Consider the following 20,457-nt stretch of genomic DNA (forward strand, 5'->3'; position numbering starts at 1 on the left):
CCGCAACGCGACCGAGTGGCGAAGGCCGAGACCGGGATCACCTTCCCCGGCGCGGAATCCCGGCCGGTGCCGCGACGGCACCGGCCGGGTGGTGTCTCTCAGTGCGGCAGGCGGCCCGCGACGTAGTCACCGGCGGGCTGCCGGGTCGTGACGTTCAACCGGTTGAAGGCGTTCATCATCGAGATGTGGCACACCAGCGCGACGAGCTGGTCCTCGTCGAAGTGCGCGGCGGCGGCCTCCCACACCTCGTCGGGGACGCCGTACCCGTCGGCGATCCGGGTGGCGTGCTCGGCCAGGTCCAGGGCGGCGCGCTCGGCCGCCGTGTACACGGTCGCCTCCCGCCAGGCGGCGACCAGGTGCAGCCGCACCGCGGTCTCCCCGGCGGCCTCGGCCTCCTTGGTGTGCATGTCGATGCAGCCGGCGCAGCCGTTGATCTGGCTGACGCGCAACGCCACCAGTTCCCGGGTGGTCGCGGACAGCCCCGACTCGGTCAGCACCTTGTTTGCGCCGAGGATGTGCGTGATGAACTTCCCGGCGACCGGGTTCCTCATGACGTTCAGACGGGCTTCCATCGTGTCCTCCTTGCCGTGGTGGGTCTCTCGGGCATGAGACGCCGCCCGCGGCGCGGGTGTGACGGCCTGTGACCGGGCTCTCCCGACGTGGCTCCCCCGGCGGTCCGGCGTGAAACCACCGGCGTGCCGTCACGCCTCCGGCACGGGACAATGGGTGGCGGGTACCGGCCGCGCATCCGGTACACCGGGCATCGCCCGTACCGCACCGGGATTGGAAGATATAGCCATGTATGACGACAATGCCTGGCCGGAGACGGCCGCCGTGTCAACCTTCATCCCGGAACGGAAACGGCCGCAACGGGTGACCGTGGCGGCGATCGCGTTCCTCGTGGCGGCGCTGCTCGCCGTGCTCGCCGGCGCCCTGTACGCCACCATCGGCACCGCGGCGTCGAACTTCCTGCTGACCATGCCGTGGCTCGTCGCGGTACCGGTCGCGGCGCTGGTCGCGGTGTGGTGCGCGATCCTCGGACGGGTGGTGTGGAAGGGCCGCCGCTGGGCGGCCGGGGCCGCGTTGTGGAGCGCGGTGGGCCTGTTGGCGGCCTGCGGTGGCTTCGGGGCCATCGCCAATCCGAAGGTGTCCACGATGGTCACCGGGGCTCAGGGCTGGTTCTACGCGGTGGTGGTGATCGGTTGCGCGCTGTGCGGCGCCGTCGCCCTGGTGGGACTCGTGGGTAGGCAGTCCCGGGAGTGGTTCGACCCGCCCGCGCAGCCGAACCCGTTCGCGCAGCAGGAGCGCGACGGCATGCCGCCGATCGCGGGCTACGACGCCGACTGGACGCCGCCGCAGTACCGGCAACCCGGTGCGCCGGGACCGCAGCAGGGTGGACCGTACCCGCCGCAGCAACCCGGACCGCCTCAGTACCGTCCGTGACCGGTAAGCACCGTCCCGGCAGTCTGCGGGTTACAGATCGATCAAGCGTTTCGGCCTCGGATCGGGTGTGACGCCGCAAAACGGGAGATTTCCGCCTCGGTGGGGATCTCCCGTTAACGTAGGCTCGGGCCATGGGACGCATTGACGACATCGCGGAACGCTACATGGCCGAGGCCGTGGCGATGAGCCCGATCCGCGCCACGAGCATGGGCATCAAGGACCGCGACGACGAGTACGACGACTTCTCGCCCGAGGGGTTCGCCGCCCGGGCCGACCACGACCGCACCACCCTGGCGGCGCTGCGTGCCGAGGAACCCGGCGACGAACGGGAACGCGCGGCCAAGGAGACGATGGAGGAACGGCTCGCCCTGGCGGTCGAACGGCACGAGGCGGGCGACATCGCCGCCGGCCTCAGCGTCATCTTCAGTCCACTGCACTCCACCCGCTCGGTGTTCGACCTGATGGGCACCGAGGGCGCCGACAACGCCGCCAACATCGCGTCCCGGTTGGAGAAGCTGCCCGCCACCCTCGCCGGTTACGCCGAGACCCTCCGGACCGAGGCCGCCAGAGGCAACGTGTCCGCGCGACGCCAGATCACCGAGGTCGCCGTCCAGACCGACAACTGGCTCGGCGCCAAGGGTGACGACTTCTTCACCGGACTACTGTCCAGGCTCACAGTGGACGGTGAACCGGTCCGTGGTGCGCTCGCCGACCGGTTGACCGCGGCCGCCGACACCGCGCGCGGCGGCGTCGCCGAGTTCGGGCGTTTCCTGCGCGGCGAACTGGCACCCGTGGCACCGGAGAAGGACGCCGTCGGGTGGGAGAAGTACTCGCGGGGTTCCCGGTTCTCGCTGGGGACGGCCGTGGACCTGGCAGAGACCTACGCGTGGGGATGGCAGGAACTGCACCGCATCGAGACCGAGATGGCCGCCGTCGCGCAGCAGATCAAGCCGGGCGCGACCGTGGACGAGGCGATCGAGGTGTTGGACGCCGACCCGGAACGTACCATCACCGACAAGGCGGAGTTCCGCGACTGGATGCAGGAACTGGCCGACACCACGATCGCCGACATGGCCGACAAGCACTTCGACATCCCCGAACCGGTGCGGCGCATCGAATGCATGATCGCCCCCACCAGCGACGGCACCATCTACTACACCGGTCCCAGTGAGGACTTCACCCGCCCGGGCCGCATGTGGTGGTCCGTGCCGCCTGAGCAGAAGTCGTTCTCGAAGTGGCGCGAGGTCACCACCGTCTACCACGAGGGCGTCCCCGGACACCACCTCCAGATCGGACAGACCGCGTACCGTTCCGAACTCCTCAACCGGTTCCAGCGCCGCGGGGTCATGTGCTCCGGCCACGCGGAGGGTTGGGCACTGTACTCGGAGCGGCTGATGGACGACCTCGGCTACCTCTCCGACCCCGGCGACAAACTCGGCATGTTGGACGGCCAGGCGTTCCGCGCCACCCGCGTCGTCATCGACATCGGCATGCACCTGGAGTTGGAGATCCCCGCCGACAACCCGTTCGGCTTCGCCCCCGGAAAGACCTGGACCCCCGAACTAGGGTGGGAGTTCCTGCGCGCCCACTGCCGCATGAACGAGGCGTTCCTGCGGTTCGAACTCAACCGCTACCTCGGCTGGGCCGGACAGGCACCGTCCTACAAGGTCGGTGAACGGATCTGGCTGGCCGCGCGCGAGGACTACAAGCGAAGCAAGGGCGCCGAGTTCGACCTCAAGACCTTCCACACCGACGCGCTCAACCTCGGCCCGATGGGTCTGGACCCGTTCCAGGCCGCCCTCAAACGCCTGTAAGGTGTCGGCACCGGTGCGTGCCGGCGAAGGGCACGCACCGGTCCGTTCCTCCACTTCCACTGCGCCACAACCGTTCACTCTCCCACCGGGTCCCTCGCGGCTACGCTGGGTGGATGGCGGTCGAGTGCTGGTGGTGCGGCGACCCGTCCCTACCCGGCGACCACCTCCGGACGGCCGTGCACCGCGACGTGGAGGAGCGGCTCCTGGGGCTGCGGCAGGAGTGGAAGGTCCGTTGGCTCGACATTCCACGGTGCCGCCGCTGCCGCCACGGCCACGCCCTGGATCGCGCGGTGCGGTACGTACTCGTCGGCTCGTTCGCCGTCACCGGCCTGATGCTGCTTGCGTGGGGCGCGAGCCGGGCGGCGGGCGAGGTCTGGGCCGACGAATGGCAACTGGTCGTCCCGGTGGCGTGGACCCTCACGTGGTGGATCCTGTGGTGGTGGATACGGCTCGGACGATGGCGTTGGACCGCGCCGAAACCGGAGAACCACGCGGACGACCATCCCGTGGTGCTGAGCCTGTTCGCGGAGGGTTGGTTGCCGGGGGCCGGGCCGCGATCGGGAGAGCGGCCCACCGACCGGGAATGACACCCCGTCCGGCTGCGGTGGCGAGACCTGTTACTCCCGAGTCGACACACGGTGACCGGCATGGCCACCGGCATTCGACGTCGTCGGTCCCGGACTGCGTTCCGATCGGCTGCGCGGGTTCTCGGTCAGGTCTCGGCCAGCAGCGACTCGATGGCCGCGGTCGCGTCGGGCCGGATGCGGTTCGGCGCGTCACCGCCCCGCCAGATGCGCCCGCGGTCGATCCAGATCGTGCGCAACCCCGCCGCCCGGCCGCCACCGACATCGGCTTCGGCGCTGTCACCGATCATCCAGCCGCCGAGGGAGAGGTCGGCGCCGCAGCGGCTCGCGGCGATGGCGAACAACTCGGTCGCCGGTTTCCTGATCCCTTCGGCGCCCGAGACCGCCCAGCCGTCGACCAGACCGCTCAATCCCGCGTGCATGATCGTGGCGACCTGGGTGTCCTCCCGGCCGTTGGTCACGATGCCGATCCGCCACCCGCGTTCCCGCAGCCGGGTGAGCCCGGCCCGGATCGTCGGGTCCGGCGTGATCAACGCCGGCTTCTCGGTCCGGTATCGCGCCCAGAGCTCCTCGGTGCTCTCCCGCAGGTCGAACCGTGTCTTGACGGCGGCGAAGTAGCGGTCCTTGGGAGTCAACCCGTCGCCGTCCTCCGCGATCAACCACTCGACGGCTCCCGGCCCGAGTCCGTGGTCCGCCACCAGCCGTTCGACCCAACGGCGGTGCGCGGCGGCGCGATCGACCAGCGTGTTGTCGAGATCGAAGAGCGCGAGCCGTGGCGACACGAGAGGCATCCTAGACCGCCGGTCGTAGCGCCCCGGAGAATGCCCGACGCGGCACCGACGGGGTTCCGGCGCGTGACCTTCTCATCGGACCGGATCGTGCTCGCCCGTCCGGGGCCTCCCGACTTATCCACAACCGGGTACTCATCCACAGGCCGCCGGATTGCGCCTGGACGGGCCGTCGTCCGCCGTTCTACGCTCAAAGTATGGGGCGGAGGTTGGAGGCCCCCGAGAGTGACGAGAGAAGTACCCGGCCCGCCCTGCGGTACCAGCCGGCCAGTCCACGCGACCGCCACCGGCCGTGCCGTCAGTCCTCGGCGGCGTCGTGTGCCAGCAAGGCCAACTGGATCCGGTTCGTCATGCCGAGTTTGGTGAGCGCGCTGGAGATGTGCGCCTTCACCGTTCCCACCGACATGAACAGCTCCGCCGCGATCTCGGAGTTCGACCGTCCACTGGTGACGGCCATCGCCACGTCGCGTTCCCGTTCGCTCAACAGCGCCAGCCTCGCCCGGGCGCGGCCCCGCCGGTCGTCGCGCGGTCCCGCCACGTGCGAGATCAACGTCCGGGTGACGCCCGGCGACAACACCGGCTCTCCCGCCGCCGCCCGCCGCACCGCCGCCACGATCTCCTCCGGCGCGGAGTGTTTCACCAGGAACCCGGCCGCGCCCGCCCGCAACGCCGCCAGCACCGTGCCGTCGGCGTCGAACGTGGTCAACACGATCACCTGGGGGGCGTCACCGCGTTCGGTCAACCGCCGGGTCGCGGCTATCCCGTCGACCAACGGCATCCGCACGTCCATGAGCACCACGTCGGGTCGCAGCCGCTCCACGGCCTCCCACACGTCACTGCCGTCGGACACCTCACCGGCCACCTCGATGTCCCCGGCGCCGCCGAGCATCAGGCGCAGGCCGGTACGCACCAGCGGGTCGTCGTCGACCAGCAGCACCGATATGGGAGCGTCCGACATCGCTCAACGATACGTGCCCGGCGTCATGCGCCCGGCAGCCGCGCGGTCAACCGGAACTCGCCCGGCCCGCCCCCGGTGTGCAGTTCACCGCCCGCCAACGCGACCCGTTCCGCGAGTCCCGCGAGTCCGAAACCCGATTCCGGCGCGGCCTCGTCGACGACCGTGCGGGGATTCCACAGCGACACCGTGACCGCTTCGTCGTCACCCACCGACACCTCCACGGTGACCGGTTGCCGGGGTGCGTGTTTGCGGGCGTTGGTCAGGCCCTCCTGCACGATCCGGTAGACGGTGCGGCCGGCGCGGTGCCCGACACCGGCGGCCTGTTCGGCGGTGGCGTCGAGCCGCAGTGTGACGTCCTGGCCCGCCTCGACGGCCGTGTCGACCAGTCCCGCCAGGTCCGACAACCGGTGGAGGGCGGCGGACTCGTCGGAGTCGTCGGGGGTCCGCAGCACCGTCAGCACCTCCGTCAGCTCGGTGAGCGCCTGGCGCGCGTTGTCCTGGATGACCCGGATCGCCGCCGCCATCTCCTCCGGGTCCACCGGAACCGCAGAGCCCGCCGCCGCCTGCGCGTTCCGGTACGCCAACGCGCCCGCGTGCACCGACAGGAGCGACAGCCGGTGCGCCAGCACGTCGTGCATCTCCCTGGCGATGCGCTGCCGTTCGGCGGCCCGCGCCGACTCCAGGCGGCGTTCGGCGTCCTGCCGCACGATCTCCGCGTCCCGCCGCAGCGTCCACACCAGTTGCCGCCGGAACCGCACCGCCAGGCCGGTCACCAGCGGGACCACGTGCATCAACCCGACCAGTGCCGCGTAGGCCGCCGGGGGCATCTCCGGCGACGGATACGCGAACGCGTACGGGACCGTCAACACCAGGAACGCCGTGGTGAACCCGACCGCCCACGGCCACGGCCGGTGCACCGCCAGGGTCAACACCATGACCAGTACCGCGCCGTACCCGGTCGCGGTGAACAACAGGACCGGCAGCATCGCGAAGGTCAACGCGATCGGGAACCGCCGCCGCCACCACAGCGCCAGGCAGGCCGCGGCCCCGATCCACGGGTCGACGTCGAGCATCCACTGCGGCGGCGCGTCCGGGATGTACTCGAACGGGTAGGCGTGGCGTTGCACGTCCCACCACCACGCGGAGACCGCGAACAGGAGGACGTCGACCAGCCAGTCACGCCACGTGCGGCGATGCGGTCGCCCGGTCGGCTCGGCCAGCGCGCCGGGCAGCATCCGCCGCGACCAGGCTCCCGGTATCCGGGTTCCCATCCCGCGAGCTTACGGACGGTTTCGGGGGATCCGGTGGTGCCGGTCGGCCAGTTCGGATGGCCACCCGGCCGGATGTGGCGGCGCGGCCCGGCGGGGTGGCGCACGAAGCTGGCCGGGCGGGGCGGCGCGCCCACCGTTGCGGCCCCCGTACCCCACCTCACCCCGCCCTTCCATTCCGCTTGGTCCCCGCCGTTGTGCGCCTGGTCCCCGCCGGATGGCCTGGTCGCGCCTGGTCCGCCGGAATTCAGCCGCCTGCGTACGACCGGGCGGGGACCAAGCGGAACGGGGCGGGGACCGAGCGCGGAGAGGGAGCCCCGGGGTGGCGCGAAGCTGGCCGGGTGGCGGGGCCGCCTGGTCGGGCGGCCGATGCGGTGATCCGGTCGGTGTCGGCACGCTGGAGTCGGGCTCGGTGGCGCAGGCCGAGGGCGTGCAGGCCGGGGCCGGAAGGATGACGTGATACCGATGACCCGTACCCGCCGAGAGTTCCGGCTGCGTCCGCCCCGTCACCGTGTTCACCGGCGCGCGATCGCCTGGTGGACGCTTCAGGCGGTCGTAAGCGGTGTGTTCATTGTCGGCGGCCTCACCGCCGCCTACCTGCTGTTCCCCGTCGCGCGCCCGTGGTTGGCGCCGCCGCTGTGGTTGATGGCGTTCGTGACGGCGGTGGAGGTCCTGGTGGTGCCGCTGTGGCGGTACCGGGTGCACCGGTGGGAGACCACCGACAAGGCCGTGTACGCCGCGACGGGCTGGTTCGTGCGGGAGTGGCGGGTGGCCCCGATCTCGCGGATCCAGACGGTGGACACCGAGGCGGGGCCGTTGCAACAGCTCCTCGGTCTGGCGACGGTGACGGTGACGACCGCGTCAGCGCAGGGGCCGGTGCGTATCGCGGGCCTGGCCAAGCCGACGGCGGTGCGGGTGGCGGAGCAGCTCACCGAGATTGCGCAGGTCACGGAGGGGGACGCGACATGACCGACGTTCCCGAGAAGGAGACCGAGTCCGGGGAGACCGCGTGGCGGCGGCTCCATCCCCGGGTCGTGTGGGTGGACGCCCTGCTGGCCTTGCTGTCGTTGACGCCGTTGGCGGTGTCGGTGACGGTGTTCGAGGGACGGGTCGATGGGGCGTTCTGGATTTCGGGTGCCGTCATCGGGGTCACCGGTGTCACCAAGGGCGTCTCCGACGGGCTGCGCTGGTTCAAGACCTGGTACCGGATCACCGACACCCACATCGAACTGCGCACCGGGCTGCTGCATCGCAGCCACCGCACGGTCCGCCGGGACCGGATCCGCAGTGTCGACACGTCCGCGAAGTTGCGGCACCGGTTGGCGGGCCTGCGGATCGTGGTCATCGGTGCCGGCCAGCAGTCGGCCGGTGAACCGGCGTTCGCCCTGGACGCGGTGTCGCGGGGCGACGCGGAGTGGCTCGACGACCACCTCATCATCGGCCGCGCGGTCTCGGCCGAGCCGGACGAACCGGTGGCGGACACGTCCGAGCCCGAGACGCCGGCCGAGACCGTCCACCCGATCGCGGCGGTGCGGTGGGGCTGGTTGCCGTACAACGCGATCACGGTGTGGGGCCTGCTGTTGGCGGCCGGTGTGCTGTGGGGCGCGTACTGGGCGTTGGGCGGGTTCGGCATCCGCATCGACCGTTGGGCGCTCGGTCTGGCGGACTGGGAGTCGCTGGGGCCGGTCCGGACCGTCTTGGTGGCGTTCGCGGCGGTGTGGCTGTTCGGTGTGATCGGGATGTCGGTCAACTTCGTCGCCGAGTGGTGGCGGTTCCGGCTCGACCGGGTCTCCACCGGTGGTGAGAGCGTGTTGCGGACCAGTCAGGGCCTGTTCAGCACCCGTGTCGTCAACCGTGACGACCGCCGGTTGCGGGGCGCGGAGATGATCGAACCCCTGCCGTGGCGGTGGGCGAAGGCCGCCGACACCAACGTGATCTCCACGGGTCTGTCGGGTGGCAGCCTGAAACAGAACGCCGCCGCGACGGTCCTGCCGAGGGCGCCGCGCGCCGAGTCGCGACGGGTGATCGGCGAGGTCCTGGGCGATCCGGTGATCTCGGCACCGTTGCGCGGGCATCCGCTCGCGGCGTTGCGGCGCCGGATCGGTTGGGCGGTCAACACGACGGTGGTCCTGGCCGCGATCGTGTGGTATCTGGAGTGGACGGACGTCCTGCCGGGCGGCTGGTGGCCGTGGTGTGGCGTGATACTGCCGGTGGGTGTGGTGCTGGCGTTCGCCGGTTGGCGGGCACTGGGGCACGCCGCCACGCCGGGTTACCTCGCGGTGCGGTCGGGCGCGTTCTACCGGACCACGGTCGCGTTGCGGCGCGACGCGGTGATCGGCGTGACCGTGCGGCAGTCGGTGTTGCAGCGTCGGCTCGGCCTGGCGACGGTCACGTTGACCACCGGTGCGGGTTCCGGCGGCTACGCGGCGGTGGACGCCGACGCGGGCGACGCGGTCGACTTCGGTGACGAGGTGTCGGCCGGTCTGCTGGAACCGTTCCTGACGCCCCGGGCGGAGTGAACCGGCCGCTGCGGCGAGGGGATGTCAGTCCGGTGTCGCGGCCCGTTCGGCGAGGAAGGCGTCGAGGAGGTCGAACAGGGTTCGTAGCGCCGTCTCCTGCTGCGCGGGGGTGAACTCCGTGGGTAGTTGTTCCGCGTCGGGGAACGTGAGCTGTAGGACGATTCCCGGCCAGCCCAACGGTGAGCCGTGGCCGAGGCGTTGCAGTAGCCATTCGCGCAGGCCGTCCAGGCCGTGTCCGCCGTTACGGGCGGCGCCGCGGGCGTACCCGGTGAGGAAACTCGTCACCGCGTCGTAGGTGACGCGGCCGGTGAACATTCCGGGGCGGCGGCCGACGAAGGCGATGAACTCGCGTTCGTCCATGGCGTCGAGGTCGATCACCGGTACCCCTCATGCATGTCGTCGGGACGGTGCGGTGGCCGCCGGAGGAGCCGAGTATGCCGGAACGGGGTCACCGGGCGCGTTCGGCGGCCTTCAGCACCTCCGCCGAGGCGAGGTCGCCGACCTGTATCGCCTCGAATCTGTCTACAAGCGACGTCAGTGACCGGCGGAGGCCGCCGTCGTCGGTCTCGTCGAGGCCGTGGGTGGCCAAAACCCGCGCGTCCACGGCCACCGTGGTGAACGCGGCGGCCCGGCGTTCGGCGTCCGAGGCCCGGGTGTCGCTACCGAGGAAGCTCGACGCCGCCGACATCGCCGCCGCGCACAGGGCCAGGACGCCCGCCGCGATCCGGCCGGTCGTGGAGATGAGGCTGGTCGCGCCCGCCACGGTCGCCACGATCGCGGTCGGCAGGCCCAGGGCCAGGTGCACCCGTCCCCATAGGACGGCCCGCTTGGCCTCGGCCTCGGCGGCCAGCCGAGCGGCGTCGCTGAGCGTCTTTATCTCGGTGCGCAACGTGTGTGACAGCCGGGCGTCTCCGGCGACCACGCGCGAGTCCAGTTCACCACTTTGGACACTTCCGTACACGTGGCCGTACGCGTATCCGCCGTCCGTGGGTCCGGGCTGCTCCAGCATCCGTCCACTTCATCCCAGCCGGTCCGGAAAGTCAACCGGGTGGCGCGGACCACGTCCCCCGGCCGTCGGGCCGGTGTCGAGATCGGCGACCCGGCTCCGACGTATCCGGTGAGTATCGGGAAACACGCCATCGGAGGAGCCGACATGTCACGTTCACTCATCGCCAACGTCACCGTCTCGCTGGACGGCTACATCGCCTCACCCGGCGGCGGCATGGAATGGCTGGCCCGGCACGCCGTGGACCCGGGCATGAGCGCCTACTTCGCCGGGGTGTTCACCGGCTGCGACACGGCGTTGCTGGGCCGCGTCAACTACGAGGGTTTCCACGGCTACTGGCCGCCGGTCGCCGCCGACCCGGCCGCCTCGTACCGTGACCGCGATCTGGCGCGGTGGCTCGACGAGGTGGAGAAGGTCGTGTTCTCCCGGACGCTGACCGAGGCGACCTGGCGCAACTCCCGCATCGCCACCGACCCGGTCGCGGAGGTCACCGCGTTGAAGGCGAAACCGGGGCGGGACATCGTCATCCTGTCCAGCGCGAGCCTCATCCGGCAACTGCTCGCCGCCGACCTAGTCGACGAACTGCGACTCAACCAGGTGCCGGCGATCCTCGGCGACGGGATGCCGCTGTTCGACGGCGGTCAACCGGCCTCGACGTGGCGGCTCGCCGGAAACGCCACCCTCGACACCGGCTGCGTCGGACTGCGGTACCGCCGCGACTGACGGCCCACCGCGCGACACCGCCCCGTCCCTCCACAGCGGAGGGTGTGGGGCGGTGGTGCGTGCGCGTCCGGTCAGCGGGCCGGGCCGCCGGGATTCCCGCCGCTCGGGGAGGGCGAGTCGATTCCGCTGGGAGTGCCGCTGGGGGTCGCGGTTCCCGACGGTGTTCCGCTACCCGGGAGTCCCGAACCCGGCTGCCCACTGGGCGGCAGGGTGACCGTGCCTTCGGTGACCGTCACGCCGAGGATCGTCACCGGCTGCGGCGGAAGACCGTCGAACGGTTCCAGGCCCGCCGAGCCGCCGATCTGGTCCAGTACCTCGAAACCGTCGATGACCTGACCGATCACCGACAGCGACGCCGTCGGGATCGACTGGCCCCGGACGAACGCGAACGCGCTGCCCGCCTGCCCGGTGCCGTCGTTGATGAGCGCGAACGAGTCCAGGACGGCACGTCCCTCCGACTTCTGCTCCGAACGGAACCGGTACCCGGGGCCGCCGTTGCCGCTGCCGGTCGGATCGCCGCAGCGCAGCGTCACCGTGGGCGCCATCGGTTGTGTAGTGATCCGGTGGCAGTTGTTCCCGGCGTAGAAGCCCTGCCCCGCGAGGTAGGTGAAGCCGCTGACCCCGCACGGCGCCAGATCCCCGAACAGCAGGACCGTGACCGGGCCGAAGTTGGTGGCGACGGTGGCGGTCACCCGGTCGGGCGCGACGCCGAGCCGCGGCGGGGCGATCATCAACCCCTGGTCCTGGTATTCGGCGACGTGGCAGGGATCGCCGGGGTCGGTCTGCGCGTTCGCGTCGGTCTCCTCGGGGCCGCCGAACAGCAGCCAGCCCACCGCGCCGACCACGGCGACCAGGGCCAGCGTCAACGTGATGCCCAGCGCGGTGCGGCGGCCGTCGCCGCGTTGCAGCCACGGCGGGGTGCCGCCGAACGGGTCGTCGGGTTCCAGTTCCTCCGGTCGGGGCCGCCGCACCTTCGCCGGTTTGGCGGTCGCCTCTGCGGCCTCGGTCTCGTCGGGTTTCTCGCCGTCGTCACCGGAGTCGTCGTCGGACTCGCCGTCGTCCTCGGTCTTGTCGGCGTCGGGGGTTGCGTCGTCGGTCTCCGGTTCGCGGTCACCGGACGCGGCAACGGACGCCTCCGAGTCGGTCGGCGCCTCGGTCTGGGGCGCCGATTCCGCGTTCGGTTCCGACCGCCCGGCACGGAGGGTCGCTTCGGAGGGGGAGTCGTCCTGCTTGCCGTTCATGGTCGTCGATGTTATTCGGCTCGTCTGAAGTTCTGCTGTGACATCGGTATCGGTTTGGCCCTCATGGGACTATCCCGGCATATGCGGCGAAACGCCGTGACACGAACCAGTACCAGGCCGACAGGACCGCGTACCCGCCCGCCGCCGCGAACAGGATCCACGGCGCGTAACCGTCCGAGGGCAGGAACAGCACGCAGACGAACATGCCGAGGATGTAGGCGATGTTGTAGACGGTGTCGTTGAGGCTGAACAGCCGGCCACGGTACTCGTCGTCGCAGTTGAGTTGCAGTGACGTGTCCGTGGTGATCTTCAGGCCCTGGGAGGTGATGTTCACCAGGAACGTCGCGACGACGAACACGACCTCGACCATGATGGTGCCCACCATGGACAGTACGAGTACCAGCATCGCCAGCAGGCCCGTGACCAGTGTTCCGGGGCCGAACGCGCGGGACAGTTTCGGTGTGATCACCGCGGCCAGGAACGAGCCGACCTGCCCGGCGGCGGCCGCGGCTCCCGCCCACGCGAGGGTGTCGCCGAATCCCTCCAGTCCCGGGTCGTGGAAGTGTCCGCGCAGCAGGGCCAGGGTCAGCACGAACACGACGCCGTACAGGGCGCGGTGGCACGCCTGCGTGAACATCATGTACAAGGAGCCGCGCCGGATCCACAGGTGCCGGAAGCCGTGGACCATTCCCCTGCTGATGCCGATGATCTGCGACAACACGCGACCGGTGACCCGCTCGGACTCGTCGGGACCCAGGTCCATCCGGCCGTACGACAGCCACGCCACGGCGGCCGAGGCCGCGTAGAGCGGGATCGCGAGGGAGGCACCGGCGGCGTAGCCGCCCGCGCCGCCGCCGAGCAGTTGGATCACGAGGAGGGAGGCGCCGAGCCCGGCGCCGAAGCAGATGGTGCCCATGGTGGTGGCGAAGGCGTTGGCGGTGACCAACTCCGGTTTGTTCACTGTGTGCGGTTGGGACGCGGAGAGTCCCGCCAGCACGAACCGGTTGATCGTGATGACCAGCATCGCGAAGATCGCCCACTGCCATTCCGGCTGTCCGAGCAGTAGGAGCACCGCGGCGGGCGCGACCAGGAGGGCGCGGGCGGTGTTGCAGATCGCCAGGACGTTGCGGCGGCTCCAGCGGTCGAGGAACACGCCCACGTACGGTCCCAGTACCGAGTACGGCGCGATCAGGATCGTGAACGCGATCGCGTAGGCGACCGGCTCGACCTCCTTGCCCGGGTTGAAGAACGCCGACAGGGCGAGGGCGGCCTGGAAGAACCCGTCCGCGAGTTGGCTGGTCGCCCGGCTCACCAGCAGGCGCCGGAAGTCGCGGCGTCCGAGCATGGCGCGGACGTGACCCTTACGGTGCTGCGGAGGTGAGGGACTGACGGTATCGGCCACTCATGCACTGTACGGGCCGCGTCCAGACGCCGCACGACCCCGAACCCGTGACCGTCCGCGTGCCACCCGTCGGGCGTGGCCGTACGCCGGGTGGTGAGCCTCGCGGCCGCGCGTGACCGGGTCGGCGGGGTGACGGGCCGGGTGACGGGCCGTGCCGGACGGCAGCCCGGTCACCGGCGTTCTCCACAACCACCCGGTTATCCACAAGCCCCGCGTTCACCGCTCGACACCGCCCGGTCGCGGTACCTAGGCTCGACGCCATGGGGAGGAGGAGTGGCGGCCCCCTAGGTCGGGGGCGCGATGCGGGACACCGGCCCGCACCCCCGCCATCCCGGCCCCGGCGGCGACGCGGCGCTGCGTGATCGCCCGGAGCCCCGGGGCCTCACACCTCCGATTGCGGCTTGCGGCGTTTCTGCGCGGGGAGTCTGGTCGAGGGCCGTTCGGTGCGGGGCCGGGGGGCACGTGCCGCCGGTGAACCGGCGGCCGGGGAGTCGCCGTCGATCCTTCGGTCTGTCGGCCCGCGCCCGGCCGCGCCGTCGGCCGGTTCCGCCTCGCCGACGCCGTCCGCCTCGTCCGCCCCGGCCACGTCGCCGCCCCGGCCGCCTCGGTCATCGGTCCCGACAGTGGGTGCGGGCAGAGGGCCGGAGGTTCCGGCCAGGCCGGCGAGCAGTTCACGCAGGTCGATCCCGGTGAGGTCCTTGCCGATCTGGAGTCCCTGCGCGACGTTCTCGGCGACGTCCCTGGTGAGCCGGGTCGCCCCGTCGGTCGAGATGACCGTCATGGAGTCGATCGCCTCCATCGGCTGCGCGGCCCGCCCCACGACGTCCGGCAGCACCTTGATCAGCAGGTCGAGCACGGCCGCGTTCCCGTAGTGGTGGAAGGCGTCGGCGCGCGCCCGCATCGCCTCGGCCTCGGCGTTGCCCACCGCGAGCGCCCATTTCGCCTGGGCGTCGCCCTCGGCGATGACCGCCTCGGTGACGGCGGCGCGCCTGGCCCGTTCGGCCTCGCCACGTCGCGCGCCTTCGACGGCCTCGGCCTCGGCGAGTAGGACGCGGCGTTCCCGTTCGGCGTGACCGGTCAGTCGGGTGGATTCCGCGTCGGCCTGCGCCTGCGAGATCACGGCCAGTCGTCGTGCCTCCGCGTCGGCGACGGCGGTGTTCTTGCGCGCCTGGGCGTCGGTCTCCATCTCGTAGCGTTTGGCATCCGCTGGTTTGCGGATCTCGGTGTCGAGTTGGCGTTCCTTCAGTTCGGCGTTGCGGGCGGCGACGGCCTGTTGTGCCTTGAGGATGTTCTCGTCCTGTTCGGCGCGGGACAGGGGGCCGGCCGCGGCGGAGCGGGCCTTGGCGGCGTCGATCTCGGCCTGGATCTCGGCGCGTTTCAGGGCGAGGCTGCGTTCGGCGTCGGCGATGCGTTCCTCGGCGCGCATCCGCTCCTCCTCACTCGACTGCCGTGCCCGCGCCTCGGCGATCGCGGCCTCCATGGCGACCCGGGCCGCCTCGGGCCTGCCGAGGTCGTTGAGGTATCCGCCGTCCGCGGTGATCTCCTCGATGAGGAATCCGTCCAGCACCAGTCCCTGGTGGGCGAGCGCGGCGGTGGCCTCCTCGGAGACGGCGGCGGCCAGTGCCGCCCGGTCGTGGACGGCCTGTTCCACGGTGAACCGACCGAGGACGGAGCGGAGCGCCCCGGCGAGGATCTGTTCGGTGAAGTCGTCGATCTGGTCCTGTTGCCGCAGGAAGCGCTGCGCCGCGGCGGTCACCGCGTCGGCGGTACCGCCGATCTTGACCACGGCCAACGCCTCGACGCCCACCCGGATGCCGGTGGCGGTGAGGCTGCCGCCGATCCGGAACCGGATCTTGCGGCTCGACAGGTCGATGTGGTGGAGGCGCTGTACGACGGGCAGGACGAACACGGCCGCGCCCAGCACGACCCGCTGGCCCGGGGCGGCGGTGTCACCGCTCTTGCGGCGGCGGCCCGTGATGAGGAACGCCTCGTCGGGGCCGGGGACCTTCACCCTGGTCCACGTAAGGACGGCCAGGACGACGACGGCGGTCGGTATGGCGGCCCACATGATGATCTCGGGGGACACTGCTTCTCCAAGCGGGGAGGATCGAGCGCCGTGTCGTGGTGTCGCGCGACGGCCGGTGCGGCGTTCCGGCGGACTCTGTCGGCGGTCGGGGCGCGACGTGTCACGGCGGTGTCAGAGCCTGCCTCCGCACCCGGTCCTTCGTGCGACGGGACGGCGGGTGTGAAGACAGGCGATCAGCCTATCGGCTCGCGGCCACGGGCGGGTCACGCCCGGCGCCAGGCCCCGCAGCCGTCGGTGGCGAACGCCTTGTCGGACTCCTCGATGGTCACGGTGACGTTCTCGCCGGGTTCGGCGACACCGTTGGCGATGATGTCCTCGAACTCGCCGGTGGTGGCCGACAGCCGTTCCCAGTAACACAGCACGGACTCCTCGGGGACTGTCGCCCGGTAGTCGCCGGGTTCGATGTCCTCGCCGACGAGGAAGATGCCGTCGCCTCCGATGTCGGCGTTGGGGTCGAAGCTGGGTTGCGGAACGGAGCCGTCGTCGGGGACGGTGGGCTGCGGTGGCTCGCCGGTGTTCTCGATGTGGGCGGTCTCGTCGCCGCCGCGGTTCGCGAACAGGACGGCGCCGACCGCCAGCAGCGCGAGGATGACGAATCCGCCGACGAGCAGGCCGATGACCGCGCCCACGGGGAGCCCTCGGCGGGGCGGCGGTGGTCCGCCGGGCGGCCCGTATACCCCCTGGGGGTGGTACTCGGGTGGCGGCCCGTAATACGGCGCTCCCGGCGGCGGCCCGTACGGGTAGCCGCCGGGCTGTTGCGGCGGTGTCGGGTCCGGGTCGCCGTAGTGGTGGGATGAGCTGCCCTGATACGGCTGCTGCGGACCGCCGGGCGGTTGCCAACTGCCTTCCTCCGGCTGGTAGCTCATGTGGATCATCGTGCCGGGTGTCCCGGTTCCGGGGGCCGAAACCGGGGAATGCCGGACGGTGGGGACGGCAGGGGCGGTTGTGGTGGACGGGTCAGTCGGGGAGGGTCATGCCCAGGTGGCGGCGGAGGTGGGCCAGGGTGGCCCGCTCCAGTGCCTCCGGCCAGGGGTTCCCGGTGGCGGCGGCGAGGGCGCGGCCGCGGGGGATGAAGTCGGCGGCGAGGTGGCGGTGAGCGGCGATGATCTCGGCCGGTTCCGGTCCGGCGCCGGGGACGGTGTCGAGCACGTGGCGTTGTTCCCCGGTGAGGAACGGTGACAGCCGTTTGGCGCCGCCGGTGCGGCGTACGCCCTGTTCGGCGCACATGAGTGCGACGAGTTGGGCGCGGACGAGGCCGAGCCCGTCGAGTGCGAGCGTGGTCTCGCCGCGTCCCAGGACGGCCACGAGGTTTCCGAGGAAGAAGAAGAACATGTCGACCGTGCGTTGCGGGAACCACGGCGGCTCGGGCGGGGCGTCGCCGGTACGGGGTGGGGGTAGCAGGCCGGCGTGGTCGAACAGTGGTGCGACCGCGTCGTACCGGTCGGGGTCGTAGCCGGAGCGGGCGTGGAAGAACAGGTCGAGTCGCAGCCAGTCGGCGGCGACGGCCACGGCGCCCGTCGTGCCGGGGAGGCGGTCGGCCAGGGCGAGCGGGCCGGCGATGCGGGTCATGAGGGCTTCGGCGTCGGCGAGACAGGTCTCCACGTCGGTGTCGGCGACGACGCAGTGCAGGTCGACGTCGCTGTAGGCGTCGGCGGTGCCGGCGGCGTGGCTGCCGATGAGGAAGGCGGCGAGGATTCGCGGGTCGGCGGCCAGGACGTCGCGGCCCCGCGTGATCGCGTCGCGTTGGCGGTTGAGGGAGCGGCGGATCGGGTCTTCCGGAGTGGTGGCGGGCATGGTGTGACGGTACGGCAGCGGTATCGCGCGCACCCGCCGCCCGTTTTACCCCCTGGGGGTATGGTGGGGATCACGCCGTCGCGGGGGTGACCGTTCAGGGCGGCCCTGCTATGGTCGTCAGCAGATACCCCCTAGGGGTATCCTCACGAGAGGAGAACACCCGATGTGCGACACCTGCGCCACCACCCAGGCCCCCGCCACCGTTGACCTGACCACCACCCCCGCCGTCACCTACCAGGTCGAGGGCATGACCTGCGGTCACTGCGAACAGTCGATCCGCGCCGAAGTCGGCAAGATCCCCGGCGTGACGACGGTCACCGCCGACGCCGCCACCGGCCTCATCGCCGTCACGGCCGACACCCCCGTCGACGAGGAAGCTTTGCGCGCCGCCGTCGACGAGGCCGGATACCGGCTCACCGGCCCCGCCCGCTGACCCACCCCGCCCGGATCGCGGTGGAACCGGTTGGCGTTCCGCCGCGACCCGAGCACAATGACTCTCAGAGGCCCACATGAAGACCGACACCGACATCATCGAACTCGACATCGGCGGCATGACGTGCGCGTCGTGCGCCAACCGCATCGAGAAGAAACTCAACCGGATCGACGGCGTGACCGCCACCGTCAACTACGCCACCGAGAAGGCCACCGCCAACGTCTCACCCGGCGTCACGGCGGAGGACCTGATCGCGGTCGTGGAGAAGACCGGCTACACCGCCGCCGCCCCGCGCACCGAACCCGAACCGGAGGCCGGCGAACCCGCCGAGGACCCCGAACTGCGGTCGCTGCGGCAGCGCGTCGTCACCTCCCTCGTCCTGGCGGTGCCGGTCATCGCGATGGCGATGATCCCGCCGCTGCAGTTCACCAACTGGCAGTGGATGTCCCTGGTACTGGCGGCACCCGTCGTGGTGTACGGCGGCTGGCCGTTCCACCGCGCCGCCTGGATCAACCTGCGGCACGGCGCCGCCACCATGGACACCCTGGTGTCGATCGGGACGATCGCCGCGTTCGCGTGGTCGCTGTGGGCGCTGTTCTTCGGCGATGCCGGGATGCCCGGCATGACCCACGGCTTCGAGTTCACCCTGACCCGGGGCGACGGGGCCTCCGACATCTACCTGGAGGCCGCCGCCGGAGTCACCGCGTTCATCCTGCTGGGCCGGTACTTCGAGCACCGCGCCAAACAGCGGGCGGGCGGGGCGTTGCGCGCCCTGATGAGCATGGGCGCCAAGGACGTCAGCGTGCTGAAGAACGGGCGCGAGACCCGCGTCCCCATCGCGGACCTCGCGGTGGGAGACGAGTTCGTGGTGCGGCCCGGTGAGAAGATCGCCACCGACGGCGAGGTCGTCGACGGGCACTCCGCCGTGGACGAGAGCATGCTGACCGGCGAGTCGGTGCCCGTCGAGGTGTCGGTGGGTGACACGGTCACCGGCGCGACCGTCAACTCCGGTGGCCGACTGGTCGTGCGCGCCACCCGCGTCGGCTCCGACACCCAGCTCGCCCAGATGGCGAGGCTCGTGGAGGAGGCCCAGACCGGCAAGGCGCCCGTGCAGCGGCTCGCCGACCGCATCTCCGGGATCTTCGTGCCCGTGGTGATCGCGCTCGCCGTCGCCACCCTCGGCTTCTGGTGGGGAAGCGGCGCGGGGACCACCGCGGCGTTCACCGCCGCGGTCGCCGTCCTCATCATCGCGTGCCCGTGCGCGCTGGGACTGGCGACGCCGACCGCCCTCATGGTCGGCACCGGCCGGGGCGCGCAACTGGGCATCCTGGTCGGCGGACCGCAGGTCCTGGAGTCGACGCGCCGGGTCGACACCGTCGTCCTCGACAAGACCGGCACCGTCACCACGGGTGCCATGGCCGTGGACGAGGTCGTCCCGGTCGACGGCGGCGACGCCGACGAGCTGCTGCGCGTCACCGCCGCCGCCGAAGCAGGTTCCGAGCACCCGATCGCCCGCGCGATCACCCGGGCGGGCACCGACCGGTTCGGTGAACTGCCGCCGGTCACCGACTTCGAGAACCGGCCGGGCCTGGGCATCTCCGCGATGGTCGGGGAACACGCGGTACTGGTCGGGCGGCCGCGGCTGCTCGCCGACTGGTCGGTCACCCTGGACGACGGCCTGGAGGCGGCCCGCGCCGCCGCCGAGGCCGACGGCAAGACCGTCGTCGCGGTGAGCTGGGACGGTGTCGTGCGCGGCATCGTCGTGGTCGCCGACCAGGTCAAACCGAGCAGTGCCGAGGCGGTGCGCAGGTTGCGTGACCTCGGGTTGCGGCCGGTGCTGCTCACCGGCGACAACCGGGCCGCGGCGGAGGCGGTCGCCCGCGGCGTCGGCATCGACGAGGTTCACGCCGAGGTCATGCCCGCCGACAAGGTGGACGTGGTCAAGGCCCTGCAGGCCGACGGCCGGGTCGTGGCGATGGTCGGGGACGGCGTCAACGACGCCGCCGCCTTGGCACAGGCCGACCTGGGTATCGCGATGGGCACCGGCACCGACGTGGCGATCGAGGCGAGTGACCTGACCCTGGTCCGTGGCGACCTGCTGGTGGCCGCCGACGCGATCCGGCTGTCGCGGCGCACCCTGCGGGTCATCAAGGGCAACCTGTTCTGGGCGTTCGCGTACAACGTGGCGGGGCTGCCGTTGGCGGCGCTGGGACTGCTCGCGCCGATGATCGCCGGGGCGGCCATGGCCTTCTCGTCGGTGTTCGTGGTGGGCAACAGCCTGCGGCTGCGCCGCTTCAAGTGATACACGGCAGGGGCACCGACACCCACGGTCCGGGTGGTGTCGGTGCCCCTTGTTCGGTGACGGATGGGGAGGCGGCGCCCGCCCGGGCATGGCGAC

At 71.4% G+C, this 20,457-nt stretch carries 20 protein-coding genes; 9 read left to right on the top strand and 11 right to left on the bottom strand.

The window, feature by feature from the left end:
* Window positions 1-98: 98 nt before the first annotated feature.
* Window positions 99-572: a carboxymuconolactone decarboxylase family protein gene (locus tag LX16_RS12765; RefSeq protein WP_147138492.1), complete on the bottom strand. Its 474-nt coding sequence runs from the start codon at window positions 570-572 to the stop codon at window positions 99-101.
* A 226-nt stretch (window positions 573-798) separates the two neighbouring features.
* On the opposite strand from LX16_RS12765, the gene LX16_RS12770 reads away from it, so the two are divergent.
* From LX16_RS12770 to LX16_RS12780, 3 genes are all read left to right on the top strand, one after another.
* Window positions 799-1,443: a hypothetical protein gene (locus tag LX16_RS12770; protein WP_147138493.1), complete on the top strand. Its 645-nt coding sequence runs from the start codon at window positions 799-801 to the stop codon at window positions 1,441-1,443.
* 131 nt (window positions 1,444-1,574) lie between these two features.
* On the top strand, window positions 1,575-3,257 hold the full coding sequence (locus LX16_RS12775) for a DUF885 domain-containing protein (RefSeq protein ID WP_147138495.1): 1,683 nt from the start codon (window positions 1,575-1,577) through the stop codon (window positions 3,255-3,257).
* Window positions 3,258-3,370: 113 nt separating this feature from the next.
* Window positions 3,371-3,844 carry a hypothetical protein gene (locus LX16_RS12780; RefSeq protein WP_147138496.1) on the top strand — a complete coding sequence of 158 codons (474 nt, stop codon included), beginning with the start codon at window positions 3,371-3,373 and terminating at the stop codon, window positions 3,842-3,844.
* A gap of 125 nt (window positions 3,845-3,969) precedes the next feature.
* Here LX16_RS12780 and LX16_RS12785 read toward each other — a convergent pair whose 3' ends face one another.
* From LX16_RS12785 to LX16_RS12795, 3 genes are all read right to left on the bottom strand, one after another.
* Window positions 3,970-4,623: an HAD family hydrolase gene (locus LX16_RS12785; RefSeq protein WP_158645578.1), complete on the bottom strand. Its 654-nt coding sequence runs from the start codon at window positions 4,621-4,623 to the stop codon at window positions 3,970-3,972.
* 304 nt (window positions 4,624-4,927) lie between these two features.
* The gene (locus tag LX16_RS12790; protein WP_147138501.1) at window positions 4,928-5,587 is read right to left on the bottom strand and encodes a response regulator transcription factor; all 660 of its coding nucleotides are present in this window, start codon (window positions 5,585-5,587) and stop codon (window positions 4,928-4,930) included.
* A gap of 23 nt (window positions 5,588-5,610) precedes the next feature.
* Window positions 5,611-6,858: a sensor histidine kinase gene (locus LX16_RS12795; protein ID WP_147138503.1), complete on the bottom strand. Its 1,248-nt coding sequence runs from the start codon at window positions 6,856-6,858 to the stop codon at window positions 5,611-5,613.
* A 319-nt stretch (window positions 6,859-7,177) separates the two neighbouring features.
* Here LX16_RS12795 and LX16_RS26595 point away from each other — a divergent pair, with 319 nt between their 5' ends.
* Genes LX16_RS26595 through LX16_RS12805 form a run of 3 tightly spaced genes read left to right on the top strand, consistent with a single transcriptional unit; the run spans window position 7,178 to window position 9,374 of the window.
* Window positions 7,178-7,315, top strand: a complete 138-nt coding sequence (locus LX16_RS26595) for a hypothetical protein (RefSeq protein ID WP_158645579.1) — start codon at window positions 7,178-7,180, stop codon at window positions 7,313-7,315.
* 5 nt (window positions 7,316-7,320) lie between these two features.
* A complete protein-coding gene (locus tag LX16_RS12800) occupies window positions 7,321-7,824 on the top strand; it encodes a PH domain-containing protein (RefSeq protein ID WP_147138505.1) in 504 nt (167 codons plus the stop codon).
* Complete coding sequence (locus tag LX16_RS12805) at window positions 7,821-9,374, top strand: PH domain-containing protein (protein WP_147138507.1); 1,554 nt, start codon at window positions 7,821-7,823, stop codon at window positions 9,372-9,374. The genes LX16_RS12800 and LX16_RS12805 overlap by 4 nt, the downstream gene beginning before the upstream one ends.
* A gap of 24 nt (window positions 9,375-9,398) precedes the next feature.
* Here LX16_RS12805 and LX16_RS12810 read toward each other — a convergent pair whose 3' ends face one another.
* Window positions 9,399-9,752, bottom strand: coding sequence for a hypothetical protein (locus tag LX16_RS12810; protein ID WP_147138509.1), 354 nt, complete (start codon window positions 9,750-9,752; stop codon window positions 9,399-9,401).
* Between the two features lie 70 nt (window positions 9,753-9,822).
* Window positions 9,823-10,383, bottom strand: coding sequence for a hypothetical protein (locus LX16_RS12815; protein WP_147138511.1), 561 nt, complete (start codon window positions 10,381-10,383; stop codon window positions 9,823-9,825).
* 144 nt (window positions 10,384-10,527) lie between these two features.
* Between LX16_RS12815 and LX16_RS12820 the strand changes: the two genes are divergently transcribed.
* Window positions 10,528-11,103 carry a dihydrofolate reductase family protein gene (locus LX16_RS12820; RefSeq protein WP_147138513.1) on the top strand — a complete coding sequence of 192 codons (576 nt, stop codon included), beginning with the start codon at window positions 10,528-10,530 and terminating at the stop codon, window positions 11,101-11,103.
* Window positions 11,104-11,174: 71 nt separating this feature from the next.
* Here the strand turns inward: LX16_RS12820 and LX16_RS12825 are convergent, their stop codons facing one another.
* The 5 genes from LX16_RS12825 to LX16_RS26600 form a co-directional block, all read right to left on the bottom strand.
* Entirely contained in the window at window positions 11,175-12,344 is a 1,170-nt protein-coding gene (locus tag LX16_RS12825) for a peptidylprolyl isomerase (RefSeq protein WP_147138515.1), read from the bottom strand.
* A gap of 61 nt (window positions 12,345-12,405) precedes the next feature.
* The gene (locus LX16_RS12830; RefSeq protein WP_147138517.1) at window positions 12,406-13,746 is read right to left on the bottom strand and encodes an MFS transporter; all 1,341 of its coding nucleotides are present in this window, start codon (window positions 13,744-13,746) and stop codon (window positions 12,406-12,408) included.
* A 382-nt stretch (window positions 13,747-14,128) separates the two neighbouring features.
* Window positions 14,129-15,814: an SPFH domain-containing protein gene (locus LX16_RS12835; protein ID WP_147140741.1), complete on the bottom strand. Its 1,686-nt coding sequence runs from the start codon at window positions 15,812-15,814 to the stop codon at window positions 14,129-14,131.
* A 221-nt stretch (window positions 15,815-16,035) separates the two neighbouring features.
* Window positions 16,036-16,698, bottom strand: a complete 663-nt coding sequence (locus LX16_RS12840) for an Rv1352/Rv1906c domain-containing protein (protein WP_147138519.1) — start codon at window positions 16,696-16,698, stop codon at window positions 16,036-16,038.
* 91 nt (window positions 16,699-16,789) lie between these two features.
* Window positions 16,790-17,626, bottom strand: a complete 837-nt coding sequence (locus LX16_RS26600; protein ID WP_158645580.1) for a nucleotidyltransferase domain-containing protein — start codon at window positions 17,624-17,626, stop codon at window positions 16,790-16,792.
* Between the two features lie 163 nt (window positions 17,627-17,789).
* Between LX16_RS26600 and LX16_RS27935 the strand changes: the two genes are divergently transcribed.
* Both LX16_RS27935 and LX16_RS12850 read left to right on the top strand, forming a co-directional pair.
* On the top strand, window positions 17,790-18,059 hold the full coding sequence (locus LX16_RS27935; protein ID WP_147138521.1) for a heavy-metal-associated domain-containing protein: 270 nt from the start codon (window positions 17,790-17,792) through the stop codon (window positions 18,057-18,059).
* A 76-nt stretch (window positions 18,060-18,135) separates the two neighbouring features.
* The gene (locus LX16_RS12850; protein ID WP_147138523.1) at window positions 18,136-20,361 is read left to right on the top strand and encodes a heavy metal translocating P-type ATPase; all 2,226 of its coding nucleotides are present in this window, start codon (window positions 18,136-18,138) and stop codon (window positions 20,359-20,361) included.
* The last annotated feature ends 96 nt before the right edge of the window (window positions 20,362-20,457 follow it).

Source organism: Stackebrandtia albiflava (genome assembly GCF_007994225.1).
GTDB lineage: Bacteria > Actinomycetota > Actinomycetes > Mycobacteriales > Micromonosporaceae > Stackebrandtia > Stackebrandtia albiflava.